The organism is Streptomyces sp. NPDC004542 (genome assembly GCF_040610035.1).
Taxonomy (GTDB): domain Bacteria; phylum Actinomycetota; class Actinomycetes; order Streptomycetales; family Streptomycetaceae; genus Streptomyces.
This window is the reverse complement of sequence record NZ_JBEXLP010000025.1, coordinates 1-20,119: the sequence shown is the minus strand read 5'-3', so window position 1 is coordinate 20,119 and position 20,119 is coordinate 1. Positions and strand designations below refer to the sequence as shown.

18 protein-coding genes are annotated in these 20,119 nt (G+C 72.9%); 8 read left to right on the top strand and 10 right to left on the bottom strand.

Annotation, left to right across the window (positions count from 1 at the left end; translation table 11 throughout):
- Positions 1-15 precede the first annotated feature (15 nt).
- The 3 genes from ABZX30_RS16380 to ABZX30_RS16370 form a co-directional block, all read right to left on the bottom strand.
- Positions 16-687: an HAD hydrolase-like protein gene (locus ABZX30_RS16380; protein WP_355933997.1), complete on the bottom strand. Its 672-nt coding sequence runs from the start codon at positions 685-687 to the stop codon at positions 16-18.
- A complete protein-coding gene (locus ABZX30_RS16375) occupies positions 684-2,135 on the bottom strand; it encodes an amino acid permease (RefSeq protein WP_355933996.1) in 1,452 nt (483 codons plus the stop codon). Before ABZX30_RS16375 ends, ABZX30_RS16380 begins: the two co-directional genes overlap by 4 nt.
- 123 nt (positions 2,136-2,258) lie before the next feature.
- Complete coding sequence (locus tag ABZX30_RS16370; RefSeq protein ID WP_355933994.1) at positions 2,259-2,711, bottom strand: hypothetical protein; 453 nt, start codon at positions 2,709-2,711, stop codon at positions 2,259-2,261.
- A 232-nt stretch (positions 2,712-2,943) separates the two neighbouring features.
- Here ABZX30_RS16370 and ABZX30_RS16365 point away from each other — a divergent pair, with 232 nt between their 5' ends.
- Positions 2,944-3,711, top strand: coding sequence for an IclR family transcriptional regulator (locus ABZX30_RS16365; protein ID WP_355933993.1), 768 nt, complete (start codon positions 2,944-2,946; stop codon positions 3,709-3,711).
- Between the two features lie 137 nt (positions 3,712-3,848).
- Here ABZX30_RS16365 and ABZX30_RS16360 read toward each other — a convergent pair whose 3' ends face one another.
- The 4 genes from ABZX30_RS16360 to ABZX30_RS16345 form a co-directional block, all read right to left on the bottom strand.
- The gene (locus ABZX30_RS16360) at positions 3,849-4,346 is read right to left on the bottom strand and encodes a DUF3291 domain-containing protein (protein ID WP_355933991.1); all 498 of its coding nucleotides are present in this window, start codon (positions 4,344-4,346) and stop codon (positions 3,849-3,851) included.
- Between the two features lie 32 nt (positions 4,347-4,378).
- Entirely contained in the window at positions 4,379-5,068 is a 690-nt protein-coding gene (locus ABZX30_RS16355; RefSeq protein WP_355934089.1) for a helix-turn-helix domain-containing protein, read from the bottom strand.
- A gap of 385 nt (positions 5,069-5,453) precedes the next feature.
- Complete coding sequence (locus tag ABZX30_RS16350; RefSeq protein WP_355933990.1) at positions 5,454-6,323, bottom strand: class II glutamine amidotransferase; 870 nt, start codon at positions 6,321-6,323, stop codon at positions 5,454-5,456.
- Between the two features lie 44 nt (positions 6,324-6,367).
- Complete coding sequence (locus ABZX30_RS16345; RefSeq protein ID WP_355933988.1) at positions 6,368-8,086, bottom strand: RecQ family ATP-dependent DNA helicase; 1,719 nt, start codon at positions 8,084-8,086, stop codon at positions 6,368-6,370.
- A 146-nt stretch (positions 8,087-8,232) separates the two neighbouring features.
- On the opposite strand from ABZX30_RS16345, the gene ABZX30_RS16340 reads away from it, so the two are divergent.
- Together ABZX30_RS16340 and ABZX30_RS16335 are read left to right on the top strand one after the other, a co-directional pair.
- Positions 8,233-10,650, top strand: coding sequence for a SpoIIE family protein phosphatase (locus ABZX30_RS16340; protein WP_355933987.1), 2,418 nt, complete (start codon positions 8,233-8,235; stop codon positions 10,648-10,650).
- A gap of 333 nt (positions 10,651-10,983) precedes the next feature.
- On the top strand, positions 10,984-12,771 hold the full coding sequence (locus ABZX30_RS16335) for a serine/threonine-protein kinase (protein WP_355933985.1): 1,788 nt from the start codon (positions 10,984-10,986) through the stop codon (positions 12,769-12,771).
- Between the two features lie 9 nt (positions 12,772-12,780).
- Here ABZX30_RS16335 and ABZX30_RS16330 read toward each other — a convergent pair whose 3' ends face one another.
- Positions 12,781-13,542, bottom strand: coding sequence for an SOS response-associated peptidase (locus ABZX30_RS16330; protein WP_355933984.1), 762 nt, complete (start codon positions 13,540-13,542; stop codon positions 12,781-12,783).
- Between the two features lie 180 nt (positions 13,543-13,722).
- Between ABZX30_RS16330 and ABZX30_RS16325 the strand changes: the two genes are divergently transcribed.
- From ABZX30_RS16325 to ABZX30_RS16310, 4 genes are all read left to right on the top strand, one after another.
- Positions 13,723-14,649: an adenosine kinase gene (locus ABZX30_RS16325; RefSeq protein WP_355933983.1), complete on the top strand. Its 927-nt coding sequence runs from the start codon at positions 13,723-13,725 to the stop codon at positions 14,647-14,649.
- Between the two features lie 93 nt (positions 14,650-14,742).
- Positions 14,743-15,699 carry a helix-turn-helix domain-containing protein gene (locus tag ABZX30_RS16320; protein ID WP_355933981.1) on the top strand — a complete coding sequence of 319 codons (957 nt, stop codon included), beginning with the start codon at positions 14,743-14,745 and terminating at the stop codon, positions 15,697-15,699.
- A gap of 108 nt (positions 15,700-15,807) precedes the next feature.
- Positions 15,808-16,806, top strand: a complete 999-nt coding sequence (gap, locus tag ABZX30_RS16315; protein ID WP_355933979.1) for a type I glyceraldehyde-3-phosphate dehydrogenase — start codon at positions 15,808-15,810, stop codon at positions 16,804-16,806.
- A gap of 50 nt (positions 16,807-16,856) precedes the next feature.
- A complete protein-coding gene (locus ABZX30_RS16310; RefSeq protein ID WP_355933978.1) occupies positions 16,857-17,792 on the top strand; it encodes a helix-turn-helix domain-containing GNAT family N-acetyltransferase in 936 nt (311 codons plus the stop codon).
- A 9-nt stretch (positions 17,793-17,801) separates the two neighbouring features.
- Here the strand turns inward: ABZX30_RS16310 and ABZX30_RS16305 are convergent, their stop codons facing one another.
- Positions 17,802-18,743 (bottom strand): DMT family transporter, encoded by a 942-nt coding sequence (locus ABZX30_RS16305; RefSeq protein WP_355933976.1) that lies wholly within the window; start codon positions 18,741-18,743, stop codon positions 17,802-17,804.
- Between the two features lie 44 nt (positions 18,744-18,787).
- The gene (locus ABZX30_RS16300; protein WP_355933974.1) at positions 18,788-19,393 is read right to left on the bottom strand and encodes a TetR/AcrR family transcriptional regulator; all 606 of its coding nucleotides are present in this window, start codon (positions 19,391-19,393) and stop codon (positions 18,788-18,790) included.
- 156 nt (positions 19,394-19,549) lie between these two features.
- On the opposite strand from ABZX30_RS16300, the gene ABZX30_RS16295 reads away from it, so the two are divergent.
- Positions 19,550-20,035, top strand: coding sequence for an SPW repeat protein (locus tag ABZX30_RS16295; protein WP_355933972.1), 486 nt, complete (start codon positions 19,550-19,552; stop codon positions 20,033-20,035).
- The last annotated feature ends 84 nt before the right edge of the window (positions 20,036-20,119 follow it).

The window sequence follows — 20,119 nt, the reverse complement described above, 5'->3', positions numbered from 1 at the left end:
GATTCGTTGCTCCTGTCAGTCGACTCGTGCGGTAGTGGCGGCGGAGAGCAGTTCGACGAGGCCGGCGGGCTCGGTGACCGCCGCGACGGCGCCCTCCGACTCCGACGGACCGCCGTATCCCCACAGCACGTGGACGGCGGGCACTCCTTCGGCGGCGGCGCTGGTCACGTCGTAGGACCGGTCACCGGCCATGAGCGGCCGGGAGGTGTCGACACCCGGCTGCCGCAGCCGGTCCAGGCAGGCGCGGATGACCAGTGGCTTGGTGGTGCGCCCGTCCCGGTCGCACACCCCGCGCACCGTCTCGAGGCGGGTGTCCAGGCCGTAGTGCCGTACGAGCCGCAGGGCCTGGTCCTCGGCCTTGGACGTCGCGACCGCCATCGGCAGGCCGGCCGCCGCCGGCGCGTCGAGCGTCTCGGGGATCCCGGGGAACAGTGCGCTGTCCGGCAGCCCGTGCTCGGCGTAGTGGGTCCGGTAGACCCGCAGGGCCAGGAGGGCCCTCGCCTCGTCCAGGCCGGCCACCTGCCGGAAGGACTCGTACATCGGCGGGCCGACGAAGGACCGCAGCGTGTGCTCGTCGGGGACGGCGGCGCCGACGGCGCGCAGGGCGGCGGTGGCGGCGGCGGTGACGCCCGGGGCGGAGTCGACCAGGGTGCCGTCCAGGTCGAGCAGGAGGCAGGTGGGCCTCATCGGGTCGTCTCCGTCCGGAAACGGCGTCGCAGGAAGAAGTAGAGGTAGCAGGCCGCGACGAACGGGATGCCGAAGTACAGGGCGGCGACCTGGGTGGGGTCCATGGCGACCCCCACCAGCGAGATCAGGCAGAGCGCGAAGGCCGCGACGGGCACCACGGGGTAGAACGGCGTCCGGTAGGCGAGCGAGCCGACGTCCCCGCCGTCGCGCAGGAAGGCCCGGCGGTGGAAGAACTGCGAGGCGGCGATGGACATCCACACCGCCACGGCGGCGAAGCCGGCGATCGACACCAGCACCAGGTAGACCGTCTGGGCCGCGACCACGCTGCTGAGCAGAGAGGCCAGCCCGCCGAGCATGCTCACCACGAGCGCGGTCATCGGGATCTGCCGCTTGTTCAGGCGGCGCAGGGCCTTGGGGGCGTGCCCCTCGTCGGCGAGGGAGAACAGCATGCGGGCGCAGGAGTACAGGCCGCTGTTCCCCGCGGACAGCAGCGCCGTGATGATCACGAAGTTCATGATGTCCGCGGCATAGGGGATGCCGATGGCGGAGAAGACGGTGACGAACGGGCTCTCGTCGAGGCCGACCTTGTGGTACGGAATCATCGCGGCGATGACCGTGATCGAGCCGACGAAGAAGACGAGCAGCCGGAAGACCGTCACGCGCAGAGCCTTGGGGACCGCACTGGTCGGATCGTCCGTCTCGCCGGCGGCGACACCGATGAGCTCGGAGCCGGAGAACGCGTAGAACGCGGCGAGCACGGTGACCAGGATTCCCGACATGCCGTGCGGGAACAGGCCGTCCGCGGTGTGGAAGTTCTGGAACAGGGTCGGGAACGCGTGGTGGCTGTCCGCCAGCGGACGGAACCCGGCGACGGCCGCGCCACCGAGGACGATGAGCGCGAGCACGGCGATGACCTTGATGAGGGAGAACCAGTACTCGGTCTCGCCGAAGACCCGGGCGGAGATGGCGTTGACGGTGAAGACCACCGCGGCGAAGACCACGCACCAGATCCAGACGCTCACGCCGGGGAACCAGCGCTGCATGAGCAGCCCGCACGCGGTGAACTCCGAGCCCAGCGCGACGGCCCAGGTCAGCCAGTACAGCCAGGCGGTGGTGAAGCCGGTGGCGGGGTTGATGGACCGGGCCGCGTAGATGTGGAACGCGCCGGAGACGGGATAGGCGACGGCGAGTTCACCCAGGCAGGTCATGACCAGGTAGACGACGAACGCGCCGACCAGGTAGGAGAGGACGGCGCCCAGCGGGCCGGCCTGCGAGATGGTGTAACCGGAGCTGAGGAACAGCCCGGAGCCGATGACGCCTCCCATCGCGATCATGACGAGGTGACGGGTGCCCATCGAGCGGCGCAGCTCGCCGTTCGGAGGGTCGGGGACGGGGTGGGGCGGTCTTTCGGTGCTCGGAGAGTTGTCCGGTGTGGCGGAGATGGACATGGCGTGTCCTCACGGGGAGCTGGGGTGGGGAGCGGTGCATGGCGGGGGGTGATGCCAACTCTTCTGTGGGGGGCGTGCCCTGGGGTGGCGGGCACGGTTCGACTGGCGTCGTGCGGCCGGGGGTCAGCCGCGGGTGACGAGTTCGACGGGGGCGGAGAGTTCGACGACCGGGACCTCCCACGGGTGGGCGGCCACGATCCGGGACAGGGCGTGCGACAGCTCGTCCTCCGGGACCGAGGCGTCGATGTAGGTGGTGACGGTCAGCGTCGGGGAGAGGGTCTGCTCGCCGACCGCCCCGAGGGTGGGAGCGGCTCCGCGCCCCGTGGTGAAGCCCTCGGCACCGATGCCGACTTCGAAGACATCGGTGTACATGCCGAAGTCACCGAGGCACGGTGACGTCTCCACGACGCGGAGCAGGCCGGCCAGGGATTCCTCCCTGCGCAGCACCTCGACGTCCCCCGCCGCCGCGAGGGCCAGCGTCTGGCGGGAGACCGGCCAGTACACCTTCAGTGCCCGCACCGACCGGCGGCGGATCTGGACTTCGGTGCGCTGCGTGGTCGTCATCGTCGAGGTCATGCGTGCTGTGATCCCTTCTCGGACACCCCGGAAGGGGCAGCTCTTGGTGACCGCCGATGCCAGAGACACCGGGCGGAGGGGGTGCGTCAGATGCTAGGAGTGCATCAACTGCATGACAAGATGCAAATAGCGCACGATTTAACTGACCGAGTGGCCCAGTAGAGTGCTCGCGGCAGCCGAACAGAGGAGACGCCGCACCGTGCGTGCGGCCCGCAGGGCGTCCGAGGGAGCCATGGAACCGTCGAGCATGGGCAGAGGACTGGACATCCTGGAGACGCTGGCGCGCCGGGCGGCGGAGGGACTGCCCGGCACCTCGGTCACCGACCTGGCCCGGGAGATGGACCGTGACCGCAGCCAGCTGTCCCGCAGCCTCGACGCCATGGCCCGGCAGGAATTCGCCGTGCGCGAGCCGCGCGCGGTCTCCCTGCACTGGCGGCTCTACGCCGACGCGCTCGACGTCACCGGGCACCGGCTGCGCACGGACGGACACACCGCGCTGGAGGGGATGGTCGGCGAGACCGGCGAGAGCTGCTATCTCGGGGTGCTCGCGGGCGACACGACCGTGACCATCGCCGAACGGGTGCCCCGGGACAGCAAGCAGGTCGGTTCGTGGATCGGCCGCCCGTACCCGGCCTACTGCAGCGACTGCGGGCAGGCCCTGCTGGTCGACGCCGACGACGAGGAGATCGCCGCGGTCTTCGCCCGCACCGAGTTCCTGCGGCACGGCCCCAACACGCCGGTAGACCTCGACGATTTCCGGCGCAGGCTCGCCGCGACCCGCGCGCGCGGGTACTCGATCGTGGACGAGGAGGCCGAGCCGGGCCTGTACTCGGTGGCCGCACCGGTCCGGGACTTCCGCGGCGAAGTCGTCGCCGCGCTCCAGGTCGTCGGCCCCCGCACCCGGCTGGTCCCCGCGACGGACGCCTGCGCCGGCTCCCTCCTGCGCTGGGCGGACTGGCTGGAGAGGACACTCCGGGGGGACACGCCCGCAATGCCGTGACGGGCGCGGGCGCACGGCCCGGCATCACCGCGCCGAACTCCCCCTGAGGCGGTGCGGGCAGGACAGGGACAGGGCACGAGTACCGCCGGCACCAGCCGCCAGAGCCACACGCGCCGGTGGCCGGTGAGCGATCGTCCCTACACCGCCGGAGGTACGGCCGGAAGGTGCCGGGCGGCCTCGGCCGCGGTGTACGAGGAGGCGAAGGTGAACGCGCGCGGGGACGGCCCGTGCGCCCGCAGGTCCGCGAGCCGCTCCAAGGCCTCGCCGACGGTGGGGAGATGACCCGCCGGGACCCACCAGAGCACCAGATGCGCCTCGACGTGCCGCTCGAACCATTCACGGCGCCGTCGCATCACCTCCAGGTGCCCGCTGCGGTAGGTGAAGTCCCACAGGGCCTCCTGGCTCTCCCACACCGACAGGTTGACGATGACGTCCTCGCCCGCCGGGCGCAGACCGGTGGCGTCGGCCGCCCCCTCCTCCACCAGGCGCCACACGAAGCCGGGCGCACCGTCGGCGGCGGCGTTGACCGGGTCGAGCATCTCGACGAACGCTGCCGTGCGGGGGTCGTCGAGGGGGTGACGGAGCGCGGCGACGTTGAGCTGGGCGAGGTGGGCGGCGGGCGCGGATGCGGTCATGGCCTCATCCCAGCACGGCCCGTCTTTCTATGTCAATCAAAATTGTTTTTAGAACTCTCGACCACGACGCAGCACTCCCCCGGCCGGGCGTCCATACGGGCGCGGACGGGACCGTCCGTGCCGATCAGCCCCTCCAGCAGCGCGAGGTTCATGCCGCAGACGAGCGGCGGGAAGCGTTCGGCGACGGCATGGAAGGGGCAGTTGCGCAGCCGGACGACACGGCCGGCCGCCTCGGGCTTTCCCGGCACCCCCTCGGCGCCTGCCACATACGGTTCGTAGCCGCGGGCGGCCAGCATCTCCACGGCCTCGTCGAGACCGCCGCAGGGCGCCGCCGGACCGCGCAGGGTCTCACCCCGGCGGCGCGCGGCCGCGCAGAGTCCGGCGTCGAGGCCGGCCTGTTCGGCCGCCTCGGCGAGCAGCTCGGCGGCGGTGCGGTAGTCACGGGCGGGGAGCGACACCGCCCGCTCGGCCCGCGCGCGGGTGTACACCTTGGCGGGCCGGCCGGCCCCCGGCCCCGAACGGCCCGTCAGGCGGCGGCTGCCGCTTTCCAGCAGCCCGGCCTCGGTCAGCCTGTCGAGGTGGTGCGCGGCGAGCGTACGCGCCACCCCGGCCGCCTCGGCGGCCTCGTTGCGGCCGACCTCGCGGCCCTGCGCCGCCACGTACTCGTACAAGCGGCGCCGTACCGGGTCCTGCAAGGCCGCGATCGCGTCGATGTCTGCCATGTCCTCCATCCGGCCATTCTAGGAACAACACAGGTTGGAGATAGAAGGGAGAGGCACGTGCTCCCGGCCGGTGCGCCGGACCGCGGCGGCGCCGGTGAGCCGTTTCGCGGTCGGGTGGCGATCGTGGCCAGTCCGGCGACGCCGATGAGGTAGAGGACCACCGCGATGACGCCGCCAGCAGGATGAGCCCACCCAGCGCACTGCCCAGGTGCAGCCGTTGGGCGAGTACGTCGGTGGTGTCGGAGAGTTTGATCCCCGCGTACCAGATGACGGCCGCACTGACCACGAACAACAACAGCAGCACTACGGAGCCCGGAGATCCCATGGCGCCGTGAGTACCCGCCGGCCCGGCCGGGAACCGGCCCGGCCGGTGAGGGGGCGACGGCTACGCGGCTTGCTGGGAGGCGGCGGCGTCGGGGCGCAGGTCGTCGAGCGTGAGCCGGTGTGCCGGAGGGTCGGGGAGCAGGATCCGGTGGGTGGTGCGCAGGTCGGGGCCGACGTGGAGGAGCGCACCGGGTGCCAGCTGACGCCAGTGCGGGTTGTCGTCCATGCGCTCGCTGGCCACGACGACGGCGGGGTGGCCGGCGAGGTGGGCGGAGTGGACGCGTATCCGGCCGTGGCTGCCGCTGTGGTCCAGGTGCCTGCCGCCGTGCTGGCCGCCCGCCGCACGCTCGAGAACGTACAGCTCGTGGGTGTCCGGGTAGCGCAGTGCCCACAGCTGGTCGGAGGTGATGAGGATCAGGTTGAGGGCGAAGACGGGCAGGTTGCGGGCGACCCAGCGGGCAGCGCGTTCGATGCCGGCGGTGACGTCGCCGCCGGATTCACGGGTCTCCCGGGTGATCAGGGCGAAGAACCGCTCGGAGTCCGTGTCGCCCCTGACCAGTGACCGGTCCTCTCCCAGGTGGGCGTCGAGGGCGTCGAGGCCCTCGATGACCCCGTTGTGCGCGAACAGCCGCCCGTCCTGCTCGAAGGGATGGGTGTTACGGGCGTCCAGGCTGCCGGTGGAGGCGAAGCGCAGATGGGCGAGGAAGGTCTCCGACGCGACCTGCCGGGCGTCCTGGGCGAAGGCGCGGTCGCGGTAGGCGGCGATCGGGGCCTTGTCGACGTGCGGGGAGCCGTCGGCGGTGAAGTAGCCCAGGCCGGTGCCGTCGGGGTCGCGGTGGCTCTGGTCGTCGAGGCTGTCGGGGGCGTCCAGTAGCCAGAAGGTGGCGTGCGTACGCTGTGGTGCGCTGCTCAGGCCGAACAGGCGGCACATCGGCGTCCTCCTCGTGGGTGATGATGCGGGCCGGCTGACGGCCGTCAGGGGGCCGGCCGGTCCTCACCGGGGCGGCGCAGCACCGTGAGCAGGTCATGGCGCTGAGCCAGGGCTTGAAGGGAGAGGGTCCGGTACCCGACCCGGTCGAACAGTACGCTGATGCGGTCCGGTTCCCCGCTCAGGACCGTGCCGTCGCCCCACTGCTCGTGCCGGACCTCGGTTCCGGTCGGGTAGCGGGCGGGAGGGTGCGCGAACCGCTCGGTGTCTGCGGCGTCGTGGTCCGGCCGGCCGGCCGCCTTCTCGCAGGTGTCACAGTTCCCGCACGGGGCTTCGTAGGCTTCTCCGAAGTAACCGAGCAGGAAGTGCCGTCGGCAGCCGGTCGTCTCGGCGTACGCCCGTGCCATGTCCACCCGTGATCGTTCGGTGCGGCGGTGGGCCTCGGCCGCCCCCTCCGCCCGCTGTACCGCCCGGGCGGGTGACACGCCTTCGGTGGGGCGCACCCCGCCGCTCTCCGCCGCGGCGACGGCACCGGCCTCCTCCAGGAGGTTGACCGCCGCGGTGACCCGTTTCCTGGACAGACCCGTGTCGTGGTGCAGCTCGTCCAGGCCGGCGGCGCCCGCGCGGTGGTCGTGGAGGGCCCAGGTCACCTGGGACAGGGCCTCTTCGCCCGTGGTCCGGCTCGCGAAGTACGTCTGCATCCCGGTGTCCTCGGCCCGGTAGTGCAGCACGGCGAGAGCGGGACGCCCGTCCCTGCCGCAGCGGCCTATCTCCTGGTAGTAGGCGTCCAGGGAGCCGGGCAGCGAAGCGTGGACGACGAACCGCACGTCGTCCTTGTCGATGCCCATGCCGAACGCCGAGGTCGCCACGATGACGTCGGTCTCACCGGCCAGGAAGGCCTCGTGGACGCGGGCGCGTTCGGCGGCGCGCCGTCCGGCGTGGTAGGCCTCGGCGGCCAGCCCGAGAGAGGCCAGTTCGCCCGCGTAGTCCTCGCTGTCCTTGCGGGTCGCCGCGTAGACGATGCCCGGCTTGGGTTCGGCGGCGGCCCGCTCGACGACAGCCCGCCGACGTTCGCTCTCCCCGAGGAAGCGGCGCACCTCCAGCCTGATGTTCGGCCGGTCGAAACCGGTGACCATCAGCCGGGGCCGGCGCATGCCGAGCCGCTCCGTGATCTCCCGGCGCACCGGTGGGGCGGCGGTCGCGGTCAGGGCCAGGACCGGTGGTCTGCCCACCCGCTGTGCGGCCTGCTCAAGGCGCAGGTAGTCGGGGCGGAAGTCGTGCCCCCAGGAGGTAATGCACTGGGCTTCGTCCACCACGAACAGGTCCGGGCGCGCCTCGGCCAGCCGGTCCAGGACATCGTCTCGGGCCAGTTGCTCCGGTGACAGGTAGACGAAACGGGCCCGGCCCTCGCGTACCGCGTCCCAGGCGGCCTCGGTCTCGGCACCGCTCAGGTCCGAGTTGATCGCGACGGCCCCGGGTGCCCGGTCGCCCTCGGGCAGGCCGGCGATCTGGTCCCGCTGCAGGGCGATCAGTGGAGAAACGACCACGGTGGGGCCGGAGAGCAGCAGTGCCGGGACCTGGTAGACGGCCGACTTGCCGGAACCGGTCGGCATGACGACGAGGGTGTCGTGGCCGCGCAGGACCCACTCCATGGCCGTGAGCTGCTCCGGCAGAAGACGCTCCCAGCCGTAGACGTCCGCTGCCGCGCGGCGCAGACGTCCGGCCGGGTCCTCGTGTTCCGTTCGCGGCTCCGTCGTCCTCGCCATGTGCACCGCTCCTTCGCCTGTCCGCCTGACGGGCACCGGGTACCCGGCGAAGTCCGCGTACCACCCGGCCCTGCGGCGGGACGGCGAAAGGGGGTACCCGGAAGTCCGTGGCGTCCCCGTGCGGGGACCGCGGACCCGGAGGCACGGTGGAGGAGCACGTACCAGAGGACCTGGCGGTCGTGGTCCAGGCCGACGGGGCGGTCATGGTGTGGAGCGCCGGAGCCCGGCGACTGCTGGGATACGAACCCGGCGAGATCGTGGGCCGACCCGCCGCCGGTCTGCTCGACGCCGCCCTCCCCGAGGCCGCGCGGCGTCAGGTGGCCGACGGGCGCCGGTGTGCCGGCGAGGTCGCGCTCAGGCACCGGGACGGGTGGCGTGTCGTGGTGCGGCTGCAGGGCACCCCGATGCTGGACGCGGGCCGCGAACGGCTCTGGCTCGTGACCGGTTGCGCGCCGGTTGAAGTGGCCGGCCCGGCCGGGCCGGCGGCGGCCCTGTGGGACCTGGCGCTGGCGCAGCTCCCCATAGCGGTGGCCGTCTACGACCGCGAGGCCCGGTTGGTGTCCGCCAACGAGGCCATGGACCGGGTGATGGGCAGGCCGCTGGAGGACATGCGGGGGCTGACCCTGTGGGAGCTGGAGCCCAGGCCGCCGTTCGACGAGTTCGACCGCCTCCAGCGGGACGTCCTGCGCACCGGGGAGATGATCTTCCACGAGGCGCACGTCACGGCTCCCGGTGAGACGCGACGACATGCCTGGTCGATTTCTCTGTCACCGCTGAAGGACGAGAGCGGCTCCGTCCTGGGGATGTCCGCGGCCGTGTTCGACACCACGGAGCAGTACTGGGCCCGCCGCCGGCTGGCGGTCCTCAACGACGCCAGCCTCCGCATCGGCAGCACCCTCGACGTGATCCGGACGGCGGAGGAACTGGCCGAGGTGGCCGTGGCGGGGTTCGCGGACTTCGTCACCGTGGACCTGCTGGAGTCCGTCGCCCTCGGCGACGAGCCGGAACCGGTGCCGCTGGACGAGCCGGTCACCGTACGCCGCACGGCGCAACGGTCCGTCCTGGAGGGCTGCCCGGAGTCGGTGGTGGCCTCGGGCGCCACGACGTTCTACCCGGTGGGGACGCCACCGATGCGGGCACTCGTCGCCGGCCGGGGCACCCGGCCCGTGCCGGGGGATCCGGGACTGCGTGAGTGGATCAGGTCCTCTCCCCCTCGCGCCGAGAAGATGGCCAAGTACAAGATCCACTCGTTGATGATGGTGCCGCTCCGCGCCCGTGGGGTGACCCTGGGGCTGGTGCACCTCATGCGGCACCGGACGGCGGAGGCCTTCAGCGAGGACGACCTGCTGCTGGCGGAGGAGATCGCCGCCAGGGCCGCGGTGAGTGTGGACAACGCCCGCCGGTACACCCGGGAACGCCGCACGGCGCTGGCGCTCCAGCGCAGCCTCCTTCCCGAGCGACCGCCGGGTCTGACGGCGATGGAAGTGGCCTACCGCTATCTGCCGGCCGGCTCCGGCGCGGACGTCGGCGGTGACTGGTTCGACGTGATTCCGCTGTCCGGCGCCCGGGTCGCCCTGGTCGTGGGCGACGTGGTGGGCCACGGGATCCACGCCTCGGCCACGATGGGCCGCCTGAGGACCGCCGTACGGACCCTCGCGGACGTCGACCTCGCCCCCGACGAACTGCTCACCCAGCTCGACGACCTCGTCATCAGGCTCGACCGGGAGGAGGGTCCGGAAGCACGCGGCCGGGCGGAGGACGCGTCCGGGGAGGTCGGGGCGACCTGCCTGTACGCCGTGTACGACCCCGTCTCCCACCGCTGCACCATGGCCCGTGCCGGGCATCCGCCGCCCGCGCTGGTCACCCCCGGCGGCGGCGTCGGATTCGTGGACCTGCCGGCCGGACCGCCCCTCGGCCTCGGCGGCCTGCCGTTCGAAGCCGCGGAGGTGGACCTGGAGGAGGGCAGCCTGCTGGCCTTGTACACCGACGGCCTGGTCGAGGCCGCCGACCACGACATCGAGGTGGGTCTCAGCCTGCTGCGCCGGTCGCTGAGCGGCCCGCCGGGACCGCTGGACGAGACCTGTGACGAGGTGCTGGGCACCGTACTGACCGACCGTCCCGCCGACGACATCGTCCTGATGCTGGCCCGGACGTCCGCCTTCGACGCCACGAAGGTGCGCACCTGGCAGCTGCCGCAGGATCCCGCGGCCGTGGCCGGTGCCCGCAAGATGGCGGGCGAACAGCTGGCGGCCTGGGGGCTGACGGAGACGGCGTTCACCACCGAACTGGTCGTCAGCGAACTGGTCACCAACGCCGTCCGGTACGGCGACAGCCCCATCGTCCTGCGGCTCATCCGCGACTCGACGCTGATCTGCGAGGTCTCCGACGGCAGCAGCACCGCGCCGCACCTGCGGCGCGCCCGCGTCTTCGACGAGGGCGGGCGCGGTCTGCTGCTCGTCGCCCATGTCTGCGAGCGCTGGGGCAGCCGCCAGACCTCCACCGGCAAGACCATCTGGGCCGAACAGCCGCTGCCCGCGCCGCCGCCCTCCGAGGCAGAGAGGTGATCGTCCTGCGGCGTGCCGATGGCGGCATGCCTATGACCAGCCGGATCGCCGGGGCAGCGACTTCGTCCCGTGGGCCGGTGGTGTTCTGGTCACCGACGGTGAGCTGGTCCTCGGTGCCGCGGGCGCGTCCGGCGCCCATGCCGTCGAAGACGAGGAGGCCGTGCGAACACCGGTACGGCGCTGGCCGGAGCGCCGTACCGTCAGCTGGCCCCCGGGCGGAAGTCGCCGATGCCGTGAACGTTCGTCTCCGCTGCGTTAACCTCGCCCCTGTTGGAAACGAACTGACGTACGTCGAAAAATACTTCGGGGGGTCCGTTGTCGGAACAGCCGCCGGTGCCACCGGAATCGCCGGCGAACCAGGCCGCCGCGCTGCGGCAGGCCGGTGCCTCGCCCCTGGGGCCCGGCGACCCGAGGCGCGTCGGGCCCTATGCGCCGCTGGGCCTGCTCGGCAGCGGAGGCATGGGACGGGTCTACCTGGCACGCCCGGCGACCGGCGGGTCCGGTCCGGTCGCGGTCAAGGTGATCAGACCGGAGTACGCCGAGGACGCCAGGTTCCGGCGCCGGTTCGAGCGCGAGGCATCGGTGCACGCCCGGGTCCGTACGCCGCACACCGCGAGGTTATGCGGCACGGGCTTCCAGGACGAGCTGCTGTGGATGGCGACCGAATATCTCCCGGGCCTCGACCTGGCGGAGGCCGTGCGTGGGGGCGGTGCCCTGGAGACGCCCGCGGTGTGGCGCCTGGTGGCACAGCTGGGACAGGCGCTTGCCGATCTCTCCGCGGCCGGGATCGTGCACCGGGACCTCAAACCGTCCAACGTGCTGCTGTCCCTCCGGGGCGTGCATGTGATCGACTTCGGTATCTCCAAAGCCGCGGACGCGAGCGCGATCACCGGCACGGGCAACCGGGTGGGAACTCCGGCCTACATGTCGCCGGAACACCTGAGGGAGGGCCGGTGCGACACGGCGTCGGACGTGTTCTCCACGGCCGGGGCGCTGGTCTACGCGGCCACGGGACACGCCCCGTTCGGTGACGGCACGGGCGTGGACGTGATGCACCGGGTGGCGTTCGAGGAGCCCGATCCGGAGCTGCTCAGCGCGATAGCGGGAGCGGATCCGGCGCTCGGTTCCCTGCTGTCCCGTTGTCTGGCCAAGGAACCGGAGCGGCGGCCCACCCCTCGGGAGCTGATCGACGCGGCCGGAGCGTACGCAGCGACGGACGGCTGGCCCGAACCGCTCCGGGGCGAGCTGCTGGCCCGGCAGGAGGCGTACGAGACGCTGCGGGACCTCCCTGTCGGCGCAGCGGCCCGTTCCCGGCCCACGGACGAGCGGCCGGCGGCGGCACCACCGGCCGCGGCGGCGCCGGTGCTCCGGCCCGCTGCGCCGAGTCCGGCAGAACCGCAGGAGCCGGGCGAAGGTCTGTCGGCCGTCGCTCCGTGCGAGCGGTCAGCCGCGGTCGCAATCCACGGGCGGGCGCGGAAGACGCGGCTGGCCGTCGCGGTCGGTGCGGTGCTCTGCGCGGTGGCGGTGGCGGTGGCGGTGGGGGGATTCCTGCTCACCCGCCAGGACGCCGCCGCGAGCGGCTCCTCCCCCGGGACCGGTTCAAGCACCGCGTTCGGCGCCCTGCCCGGGCAGGGCGGTTCCCGGCCGGCCTCCCACGGCACGGACGCCACCTCCTCCCCAGCGGCGTCGGGCGAGGACGCGGACGGCGCGCCCGGCGGCGACGTACGTGCCCCGCGGCCCGCTGCCTCCGGCTCCGCCGGCGAACCGAGGCCCAACGGTCCCTCCGCCTCCGCCTCCGCCGCCCACCCGAGTTCCCCGGCCGGCACGGAGGCCGCCCCCTCCTCGGCCGGCCCCCGTCCGGAACCCTCGACTCCGGCCTGGATCTCCGATTGCACGTTCTACTACGGCAACGGACGCACCCGCGCGGGAGACAGCGGGAAACGCGTGTCGCAGGTGCAGTGCATGCTGACGAAGCGGGGATATGACGTGACGGACGGCGTCGACGGCGAGTTCGGTGCCGGCACCGAGTCCGCGGTGCGCGGATTCCAGAGCGACAAGGGACTGGACGCGGACGGCGTCGTGGGGCGCGCGACCTGGGTCGCGCTGCGCAGCACGGACTGAGCGGCCGCCTCAGCTCCCGAGCGTCAGCGGCGTGTCGATCTCGTCGACGAGCTGGGGCCCGTCGGTGCGCACGTCGTTGACGGCCGTGGATACCGGGCGCGCGTGAAGGTGGCCCCCTGCGGGCTGTGTGAGCAGGGCGCGCAGTTCGTCGGGGTCCTGGCTGCCGGAGTCGAGCCAGGCGTCGTAGTCGGCCTCGCCCAGTGCGAGCGGCATGCGCGGGTGGACACGCCCGGCCGCGTCCGTCGCCCCCGTGGTGATGATGGTGCACGTCATCAGCCAGGCGGCGGGGTCGTCGTCCCGCTCGACCGCCGGGTCGCGCCAGTACGCGTACAGCCCGGCGAGCGCCATGATCCGGTCGTCCTCGGGGTGGATGAAGTACGGCTGCTTGCGGATCCGGCCCGTGGCCGGGTCCCTGGCCCGCTGCCACTCGTAGAAGCCGTCCGCCGGCAGCAGACAGCGGTGCCTGAGGAACGCGCGGCGGAAGGCCGGCTTCTCGTGCACGGTCTCCACCCGCGCGTTGATCAGCCGCGCGCCGATCCCGGCGTCCGCGGCCCACGACGGCACCAGGCCCCAGCGCAGCGGCAGCAATTCCCGCCCCACCGGACCGGCCTCGTCGCCACCGCGCGGTGCGCGCTCGAGAACGGCCCACACGTCATCGGTCGGGGCGACGTTCCAGCTCGGCGCGAGCCGCTCCTCGGCACGCCAGTCGCTGACGTGGAAGTGCCGGATCAGGTCCTGCGGACTACGGGTGGACACGTATCGACCGCACATGCAGCCACTCTGCCACCGCACGACGTTCCTCGTCGCCCTGTCGTGGGCCACCGCGCCCCGGCGGCTCCTCTCCGAACACCTGCTTGCGCAGATTTGCAGAAAGATTCAGCATCTTCTTGCCTGCCGTGCGGACGGCTGCTTGACTCACCACCTCGAAGCGAGAGGAACGGGCCGACTGCCATGACCCACGAGACCGATGTCCTCGTCCTGGGCGGCGCGGGGGTGGACACCGTCGTCCACGTCCCGGAGCTGCCGCTCCCCTACGCCGACAGCTACATGATCCGGCCGGGCATCGTGACCCGGGCCGGCCAGAGCGGGGACTTCGTCGCGCTCGGCGTGAGCGCCCTGGGCCTGCGCACCCACCACATCGACCTGGTCGGCGCCGACCCCGAGGGCGACCTGGTGCGCGCGCTGCACCGGGACCGGGGCATCCCGCTCACCGAGGTGCCCTCCGCCGCGGGCACCAAGCGCGCGGTCAACCTGGTCGGCCCGGACGGGCGGCGGCTGTCCCTGTACGACGACACCCGCAGCCAGGAATCCGACCGGCTGCCCGAGGACACCGTACGCACCCTGGCCGCCGCCAGCCGGCACGCCCACGTGGTGATCACCCACCCGTGCGCGTACGCGCTGCCGGTACTGCGCGAGTCCGAGGTGACCATCTCGACGGACCTGCACAACTGGGACGGCGTCAACCCCTACCACGAGGCCTTCGCCCTCGCCGCGGACCTGGTCTTCCTGTCCACCACCGCCCTGGCCGACCCGGAGCGCACCATGCGGGACATCGCCGCGCGCGGACGGGCCCGGATCGTCGTGGCCACCGCCGGGGCCGAGGGCGCGCACCTGCTCGTCGACGACGAGCTCACCCACGTACCCGCCGTCACGCCCCCCGCTCCGGTCGTGGACTCCAACGGCGCGGGCGACGCCTTCGCCTCCGGCTTCCTGCTCGGCTGGCTGGGCGGCGCGGACCCGCAGCGCTGCGCGCGGTACGGCGCGGTCGCCGGCGCCCACGCCTGCACGGTGCCGTCGACGCGCGCCGACGCCATCGGACGGGCCGAACTCCTCGCCAGGGCGGCCGCCCCGGACGCAGCCGAGGCCCTGCGCACCTGATGCCCCCGCGGATGAGCCGGTCCACGGTCGCGGCCCCGGCCTTCTTCCCCCGTCCGGTCAGCACACCGGCCGGGCCCTCGTACCCTGTCTCCCGTGCCGTCCTCCCCGCTGCGTCGCGTGGCCGTCCTCGTGCTCGAAGGTGCGAAGCCGCTCGATGTCGGCATTCCCGCGCAGGTGTTCACGACCCGGGCGAGCATGCCGTACGAGGTGCGGGTGTGCGGCGCGGCGTCCGGGCTGGTCACCGGGGGCGACGGGCTGGCGTACCACGTCGCCCACGGCCTCGACACACTGGAATGGGCCGACGTCGTCTTCGTCCCCGGCTACCGGTTCCCGGACCGCGACGACCCCCCGCAGGCCGTCGTCGACGCGCTGATCGCCGCGCATGACCGAGGCGCACGGCTGGCCGCCATCTCGACCGGCGCCTTCGCGCTCGCCCGCACGGGCCTGCTCGACGGCAGGCGCGCCACGACGCACTGGCATTACTCGCGGGCACTCGCGCAGCGGTATCCGCTCGTCCGGGTCGACGAGAACGTCCTGTTCGTCGACGAGGGCAGTGTGCTGACGTCGGCCGGCGCCGCCTCGGGCATCGACCTGTGCCTGCACATCCTGCGCGGCGACCTCGGGGTGGCCGCGTCGAACCACGCGGCCCGGCGCCTGGTCGCCGCCCCCTACCGCAGCGGCGGCCAGGCGCAGTACGTGCCGCGCAGTGTGCCCGAACCGCTGGGTGAACGGTTCGCCGCGACCCGCGAATGGGCCCTGCACCGGCTCGGCGAGCCCCTCGGCCTCGAAGCCCTCGCCCAGCACGCGGCGGTCTCACCGCGCACGTTCTCGCGGCGCTTCGTCGAGGACACCGGGTACACGCCGATGCAGTGGGTCATGCGTGCCCGTATCGACCTGGCCCGTGAGCTGCTCGAGCGTTCGGAGCGCAGCGTCGAGCAGATCGCGGGCGACGTCGGTCTCGGCACCGGTGCGAATCTGCGGATGCACTTCCAGCGCATCCTCGGCACCACTCCCAGCGAGTACCGGCGCACCTTCACCCGGGGCGAGTAGCCCGCCGCCCGGCGCCCTGGCGCGATCCTTTCGAACCATGGCGCTCACGCCAGGGCCACGGCCTGATCAGGCACGCGAGGCTGGTGACGAACCGAAGGGACACCTCACATGACTCGCATCGCCATCAACGGATTCGGCCGCATCGGGCGCAATGTGCTGCGCGCGATGCTGGAACGCGGCAGTGACCTCGAGATCGTCGCCGTCAACGACCTCACCGAGCCGGTCACCCTCGCCCGGCTCCTCGCCTACGACTCGACGGCCGGACGGCTCGGCCGTCCGGTGACCGTAGACGGCAACGCCCTTGTCGTCGACGGCCGGCGCATCACGGTTCTCGCCGAGCGGGAGCCGGCGCGGCTGCCGTGGGCCGAGCTCGGCGTCGACCTCGTGCTGGAGGCGACCGGCCGCTTCACGTCGGCCCGGGACGCCCGCGCCCACCTGGCGGCGGGAGCGAAGAAGGTCCTCGTCAGCGCGCCGTCGGACGGCGCCGACGTCACGCTCGCGTACGGGGTCAACACCGAGGCGTACGACCCGGCCGCGCACACGGTCGTCTCGAACGCCTCGTGCACGACCAACGCGCTGGCGCCGCTCGCCGCGGTGCTGGACGAGCTCGCCGGCATCGAGCACGGCTTCATGACCACGGTGCACGCCTACACGCAGGAGCAGAATCTGCAGGACGGTCCGCACCGCGACGCCCGCCGTGCCCGTGCCGCCGCTGTCAACATCGTGCCCACCACGACGGGCGCCGCGAAGGCGATCGGCCTCGTGCTGCCCGGTCTGGACGGCAAGCTGTCGGGCGACTCGATCCGCGTGCCCGTGCCGGTCGGCTCGATCGTCGAACTCAACACCACCGTCGCCCGTGACGTGACCCGCGAGGACGTGCTGGACGCGTACCGTGCTGCCGCGCAGGGCCGGCTCGCCGGTGTCCTCGAGTACTCCGAGGACCCGCTCGTGTCGTCCGACATCACGGGCAACCCCGCCTCGTCGATCTTCGACGCGGCCCTCACCCGCGTCGACGGCCGCCACGTCAAGGTGGTCGCCTGGTACGACAACGAGTGGGGCTTCTCCAACCGTGTGATCGACACGCTGGAACTCCTCGCCACGCGCTGACCGGGGTTCCGTGCTGGCGCCGCGCTCCATTCTCTGACTAGAGTCAGAGAATGGAGGAGACGCAGATCGAGCAGGTCCGGCGGTTCAACCGCACCGTGACCGCACGCGTGGGGGTACTGCACGACCGCTACCTGGGCCGTGACCGGCCGATCGGCGAGGCCCGGCTGCTGTGGGAGACCGGTGAGCGGGGCCGGGACGTGCGCCGGCTGCGCGAGCGTCTCGGTCTCGACTCCGGCTACGTCAGCCGGCTGCTGCGCTCCCTGGAGACGGCCGGTCTGGTCACCGTGGAACCGCAGCCGGAGGACCGGCGGGTGCGCACGGTCCGGCTCACCGAAGCGGGCCGGGCCGAGCGCGCCCTGCTCGACCGCCGCAGCGACGAGCTGGCCGGTTCCCTGCTGGAGCCGCTCAACGACGCCCAGCGCGCCCGGCTGGTCGCGGCCATGGCCGAGGTCGACCGGTTGCTGACCGCCGCGACGGTCACGCTTGACACCGTCGCCCCGGACCACCCCGACGCCGAGCGCTGTCTTCGTGCCTACTTCACCGAGTTGCAGGAGCGCTTCGAGACCGGCTTCGACCCAGCGCGGAGTCTGCTGCCCGACGCCGGCGAACTCCGTCCGCCCCGCGGCCTGTTCCTCATCGCCCGGCTGCGCGGCGAGCCGGTCGGCTGTGCCGGTCTCAAGCTGCCGTCCGGCGCACCCGCCGAGATCAAACGCATGTGGGTCGCTCCGCACGCCCGCGGCCTCGGGCTCGGCCGCCGGTTCCTGACCGAACTGGAGGCCCGGGCCGTCCAGCACGGCCGCGACGTGCTTCGCCTGGACACCAACGAGGCGCTCACCGCCGCGATCAGCCTGTACCACTCCCAGGGTTTCCAGGAGGTCCCCGCCTTCAACGACGAGCCGTACGCCCACCACTGGTTCGAGAAGCGGCTCAGCACGCCTCCGCCGACGCCGGACCGGGCGCGGCCGGGGCCGGTCCCGGGCGACTGACCGGCGTCCTCAATCGGTCCGGGCGGCCAGTCCGGTCACGCCGGTCCGGCCGTTGTGGACCGCGGGGTCCGGCAGCCGCCGTCGCGGGCGTCGGGGGATGGTGAGGACGGCGAGGCAGGCGATGACGAGGGCGATGCCCGCCCAGCCGGTGACGGGAAGACGTTCGCCGACGACCAGGACGGCGAGTACGGCGGCGACGGCCGGTTCGAGCAGGGACAGGGTGGTGGCGGTGCTGGCGGGCACGTGGGCGAGGCCCCGGCCGAACAGCACGTAGCCGGCGAACATGGGCACCAGCGCCATGTAGGCGCCGACGGCCGCGTCGGACCAGGAAGCGATGAGCGGGGCGCCGGTGACCACCAGGACGGGCAGGAGGAGCAGGCCGCCCAGTCCGAAGACGCCGCCCATCGCCGCGCGGGACGGTGTTCCACCGGTGATGAGACGGTGTGCGGCCCAGGAGTACAGGGCGTAGGTCGCGGCGGCGACGAGTCCGAGACCGACGCCGGCCAGGGTGCCGGCCACGGACCCCGGCCCCGTGCCGTCGGCGGCGTGGGCGGCTTCGGCCGTGCACAGCAGGACGGTGCCGAGCAGGCCGAGGCCGGCCGCGAGCGTCCAGCGGCGGGTGAGCCGCCGGGCGTCCACGACGCGCTCGATCAGGGCCGAGGCCAGCGGGGCGGCGCCGATCGTCACCACAGTGCCCACCGCGACGCCGGCCAGGCGCATGGAGCTGTAGAAGGCCAGGGGATACACCGCCACCGAGGCGGCGCCGAGCAGTACCGTGCCGCGCCGGTCACGCAGCCGGGCGGCGTGGCGGCTGATCTGCCGTGCGGCGGCGAGGGCCTGGAGGAGCCCGCCCAGGCCCATGGCGACGGCACCGATGGCGAGCGGGCCCACGTCCGGGGCGAAGGTGGCGGCCGTGCCCGTCGTCCCCCACAGCAGGGAGGCGGCCAGCACGCACAGGGCTCCCGTGCCCGCGGACCGGCCGCGGTCACCGCCCCTCACAGCCGGTCCAGCAGGGCCGCCGCGAGCGAGCGGGCGTGCTGGAGGCGTTCGCCGTCACCCTCCAGCCCGGCCCGGGCCGTCGCGCCCTCCAGGAGGAAGGCGAGGTGCTCGGCCGTCGCACGCGCCTCGTCGGGGCGGCCGGGCAGCAGTTCCTCCAGGTGACCGGCGAGCAGCCGCTCGACCTCCTCCTTGTGGGCGCGCACCACGGCCCGGCCCTCGTCCCCGGCCGGCAGTTCGGCGGCGGCGTTGAGGAGGCCACAGCCGCGGAAGCCGTGCTCGTAGGCGAAGGCCGCGTGGTCGGCGTACGCGTCGAAGACCGCCAGCGCCCGGTCGCGCGGACCCCGGGCGTGCTCCAGCCGGGCCCGGTACAGGCCGAGCCACTCCAGGTGCCGGGCGTCGAGGTAGGCCCGGACGAGGTCGGCCTTGGAGGAGAAGTTGTTGTACAGGCTCATCTTCGCGACCCCGGCCTCGGCGGTGATCGTGTCGATGCCGGTCGCCGCCACCCCGTCGGCGTAGAAGCGGCGGGCAGCCGCCTCCAGCAACCGCTCCCGCGCCGGACGCCGCCTCCCGCTCCCCGGCGTGCCCACGTCTCTCTCGCTCATCGCTGTCCAAACCAGGTAGGTAGGTAGGTCTACCTAGAATAGACGGCCCGGCCGGCGGGAGGCTGTCGCCGCGGTCCCTTCGGACCCGATTCCACTGCGCCGAATGGGTACCCGGAATGGTCCGAGGAACCATCACTCGTTCTCGAGGTGAAGGCAATGACCACTTCTCCCCGGCCGTCCATGGAGACGCACCCCGACATCCTCGAAATGCGCCAGCGGCAAGAGCTGGCCGAGCGCGCGACCAGCACCCCGCAGGGGCAGGCCGTCGGGACGCTGGCCTTCCTGACCGGCATCTACCTGGCGGCGTCACCGTGGATCACCGGTTTCAACGGCCTGTCCACACTCGCCGTCACCAACCTCCTGGTCGGCCTCGCCTACGCCCTCCTGATGAGCGGGGGCTTCGGCCGAGCCTACGAACGTACGCACAGCATGGCGTGGGGAGCCTGCGCCCTGGGAGTGTGGACGATCATCGCGCCGTGGGTGGTGGCGGGCAACGCCAGCACCACGAAGACGATCGTCAACAACGTCATCACCGGCGTCATCGCCCTCCTTCTCGCCCTGGCCGCCAGCGCGGCCGCCCGGGCGGCGGAATCGACGAAAGCCCGAGGAGGCATGACGGCACCCTACGCACACGGCCGCTGACCCACGGCCCGGGGGGCGGCGGGGGGGGGGGCCGCGGCCGCCCCGCGGGGGGGGCCCCCCCCCCCCCCCCCACCCGCCCCCCGC

Coding starts and splice junctions, on each gene's coding strand:
- ABZX30_RS16380 (WP_355933997.1), bottom strand. CDS start 687: ATGAGGCCCACCTGCCTCCTGCTCGACCTGGACGGCACCCTGGTCGAC.
- ABZX30_RS16375 (WP_355933996.1), bottom strand. CDS start 2,135: ATGTCCATCTCCGCCACACCGGACAACTCTCCGAGCACCGAAAGACCG.
- ABZX30_RS16370 (WP_355933994.1), bottom strand. CDS start 2,711: ATGACCTCGACGATGACGACCACGCAGCGCACCGAAGTCCAGATCCGC.
- ABZX30_RS16365 (WP_355933993.1), top strand. CDS start 2,944: ATGGAACCGTCGAGCATGGGCAGAGGACTGGACATCCTGGAGACGCTG.
- ABZX30_RS16360 (WP_355933991.1), bottom strand. CDS start 4,346: ATGACCGCATCCGCGCCCGCCGCCCACCTCGCCCAGCTCAACGTCGCC.
- ABZX30_RS16355 (WP_355934089.1), bottom strand. CDS start 5,068: ATGGCAGACATCGACGCGATCGCGGCCTTGCAGGACCCGGTACGGCGC.
- ABZX30_RS16350 (WP_355933990.1), bottom strand. CDS start 6,323: ATGTGCCGCCTGTTCGGCCTGAGCAGCGCACCACAGCGTACGCACGCC.
- ABZX30_RS16345 (WP_355933988.1), bottom strand. CDS start 8,086: ATGGCGAGGACGACGGAGCCGCGAACGGAACACGAGGACCCGGCCGGA.
- ABZX30_RS16330 (WP_355933984.1), bottom strand. CDS start 13,542: ATGTGCGGTCGATACGTGTCCACCCGTAGTCCGCAGGACCTGATCCGG.
- ABZX30_RS16325 (WP_355933983.1), top strand. CDS start 13,723: ATGACCCACGAGACCGATGTCCTCGTCCTGGGCGGCGCGGGGGTGGAC.
- gap (WP_355933979.1), top strand. CDS start 15,808: ATGACTCGCATCGCCATCAACGGATTCGGCCGCATCGGGCGCAATGTG.
- ABZX30_RS16310 (WP_355933978.1), top strand. CDS start 16,857: ATGGAGGAGACGCAGATCGAGCAGGTCCGGCGGTTCAACCGCACCGTG.
- ABZX30_RS16300 (WP_355933974.1), bottom strand. CDS start 19,393: ATGAGCGAGAGAGACGTGGGCACGCCGGGGAGCGGGAGGCGGCGTCCG.
- ABZX30_RS16295 (WP_355933972.1), top strand. CDS start 19,550: ATGACCACTTCTCCCCGGCCGTCCATGGAGACGCACCCCGACATCCTC.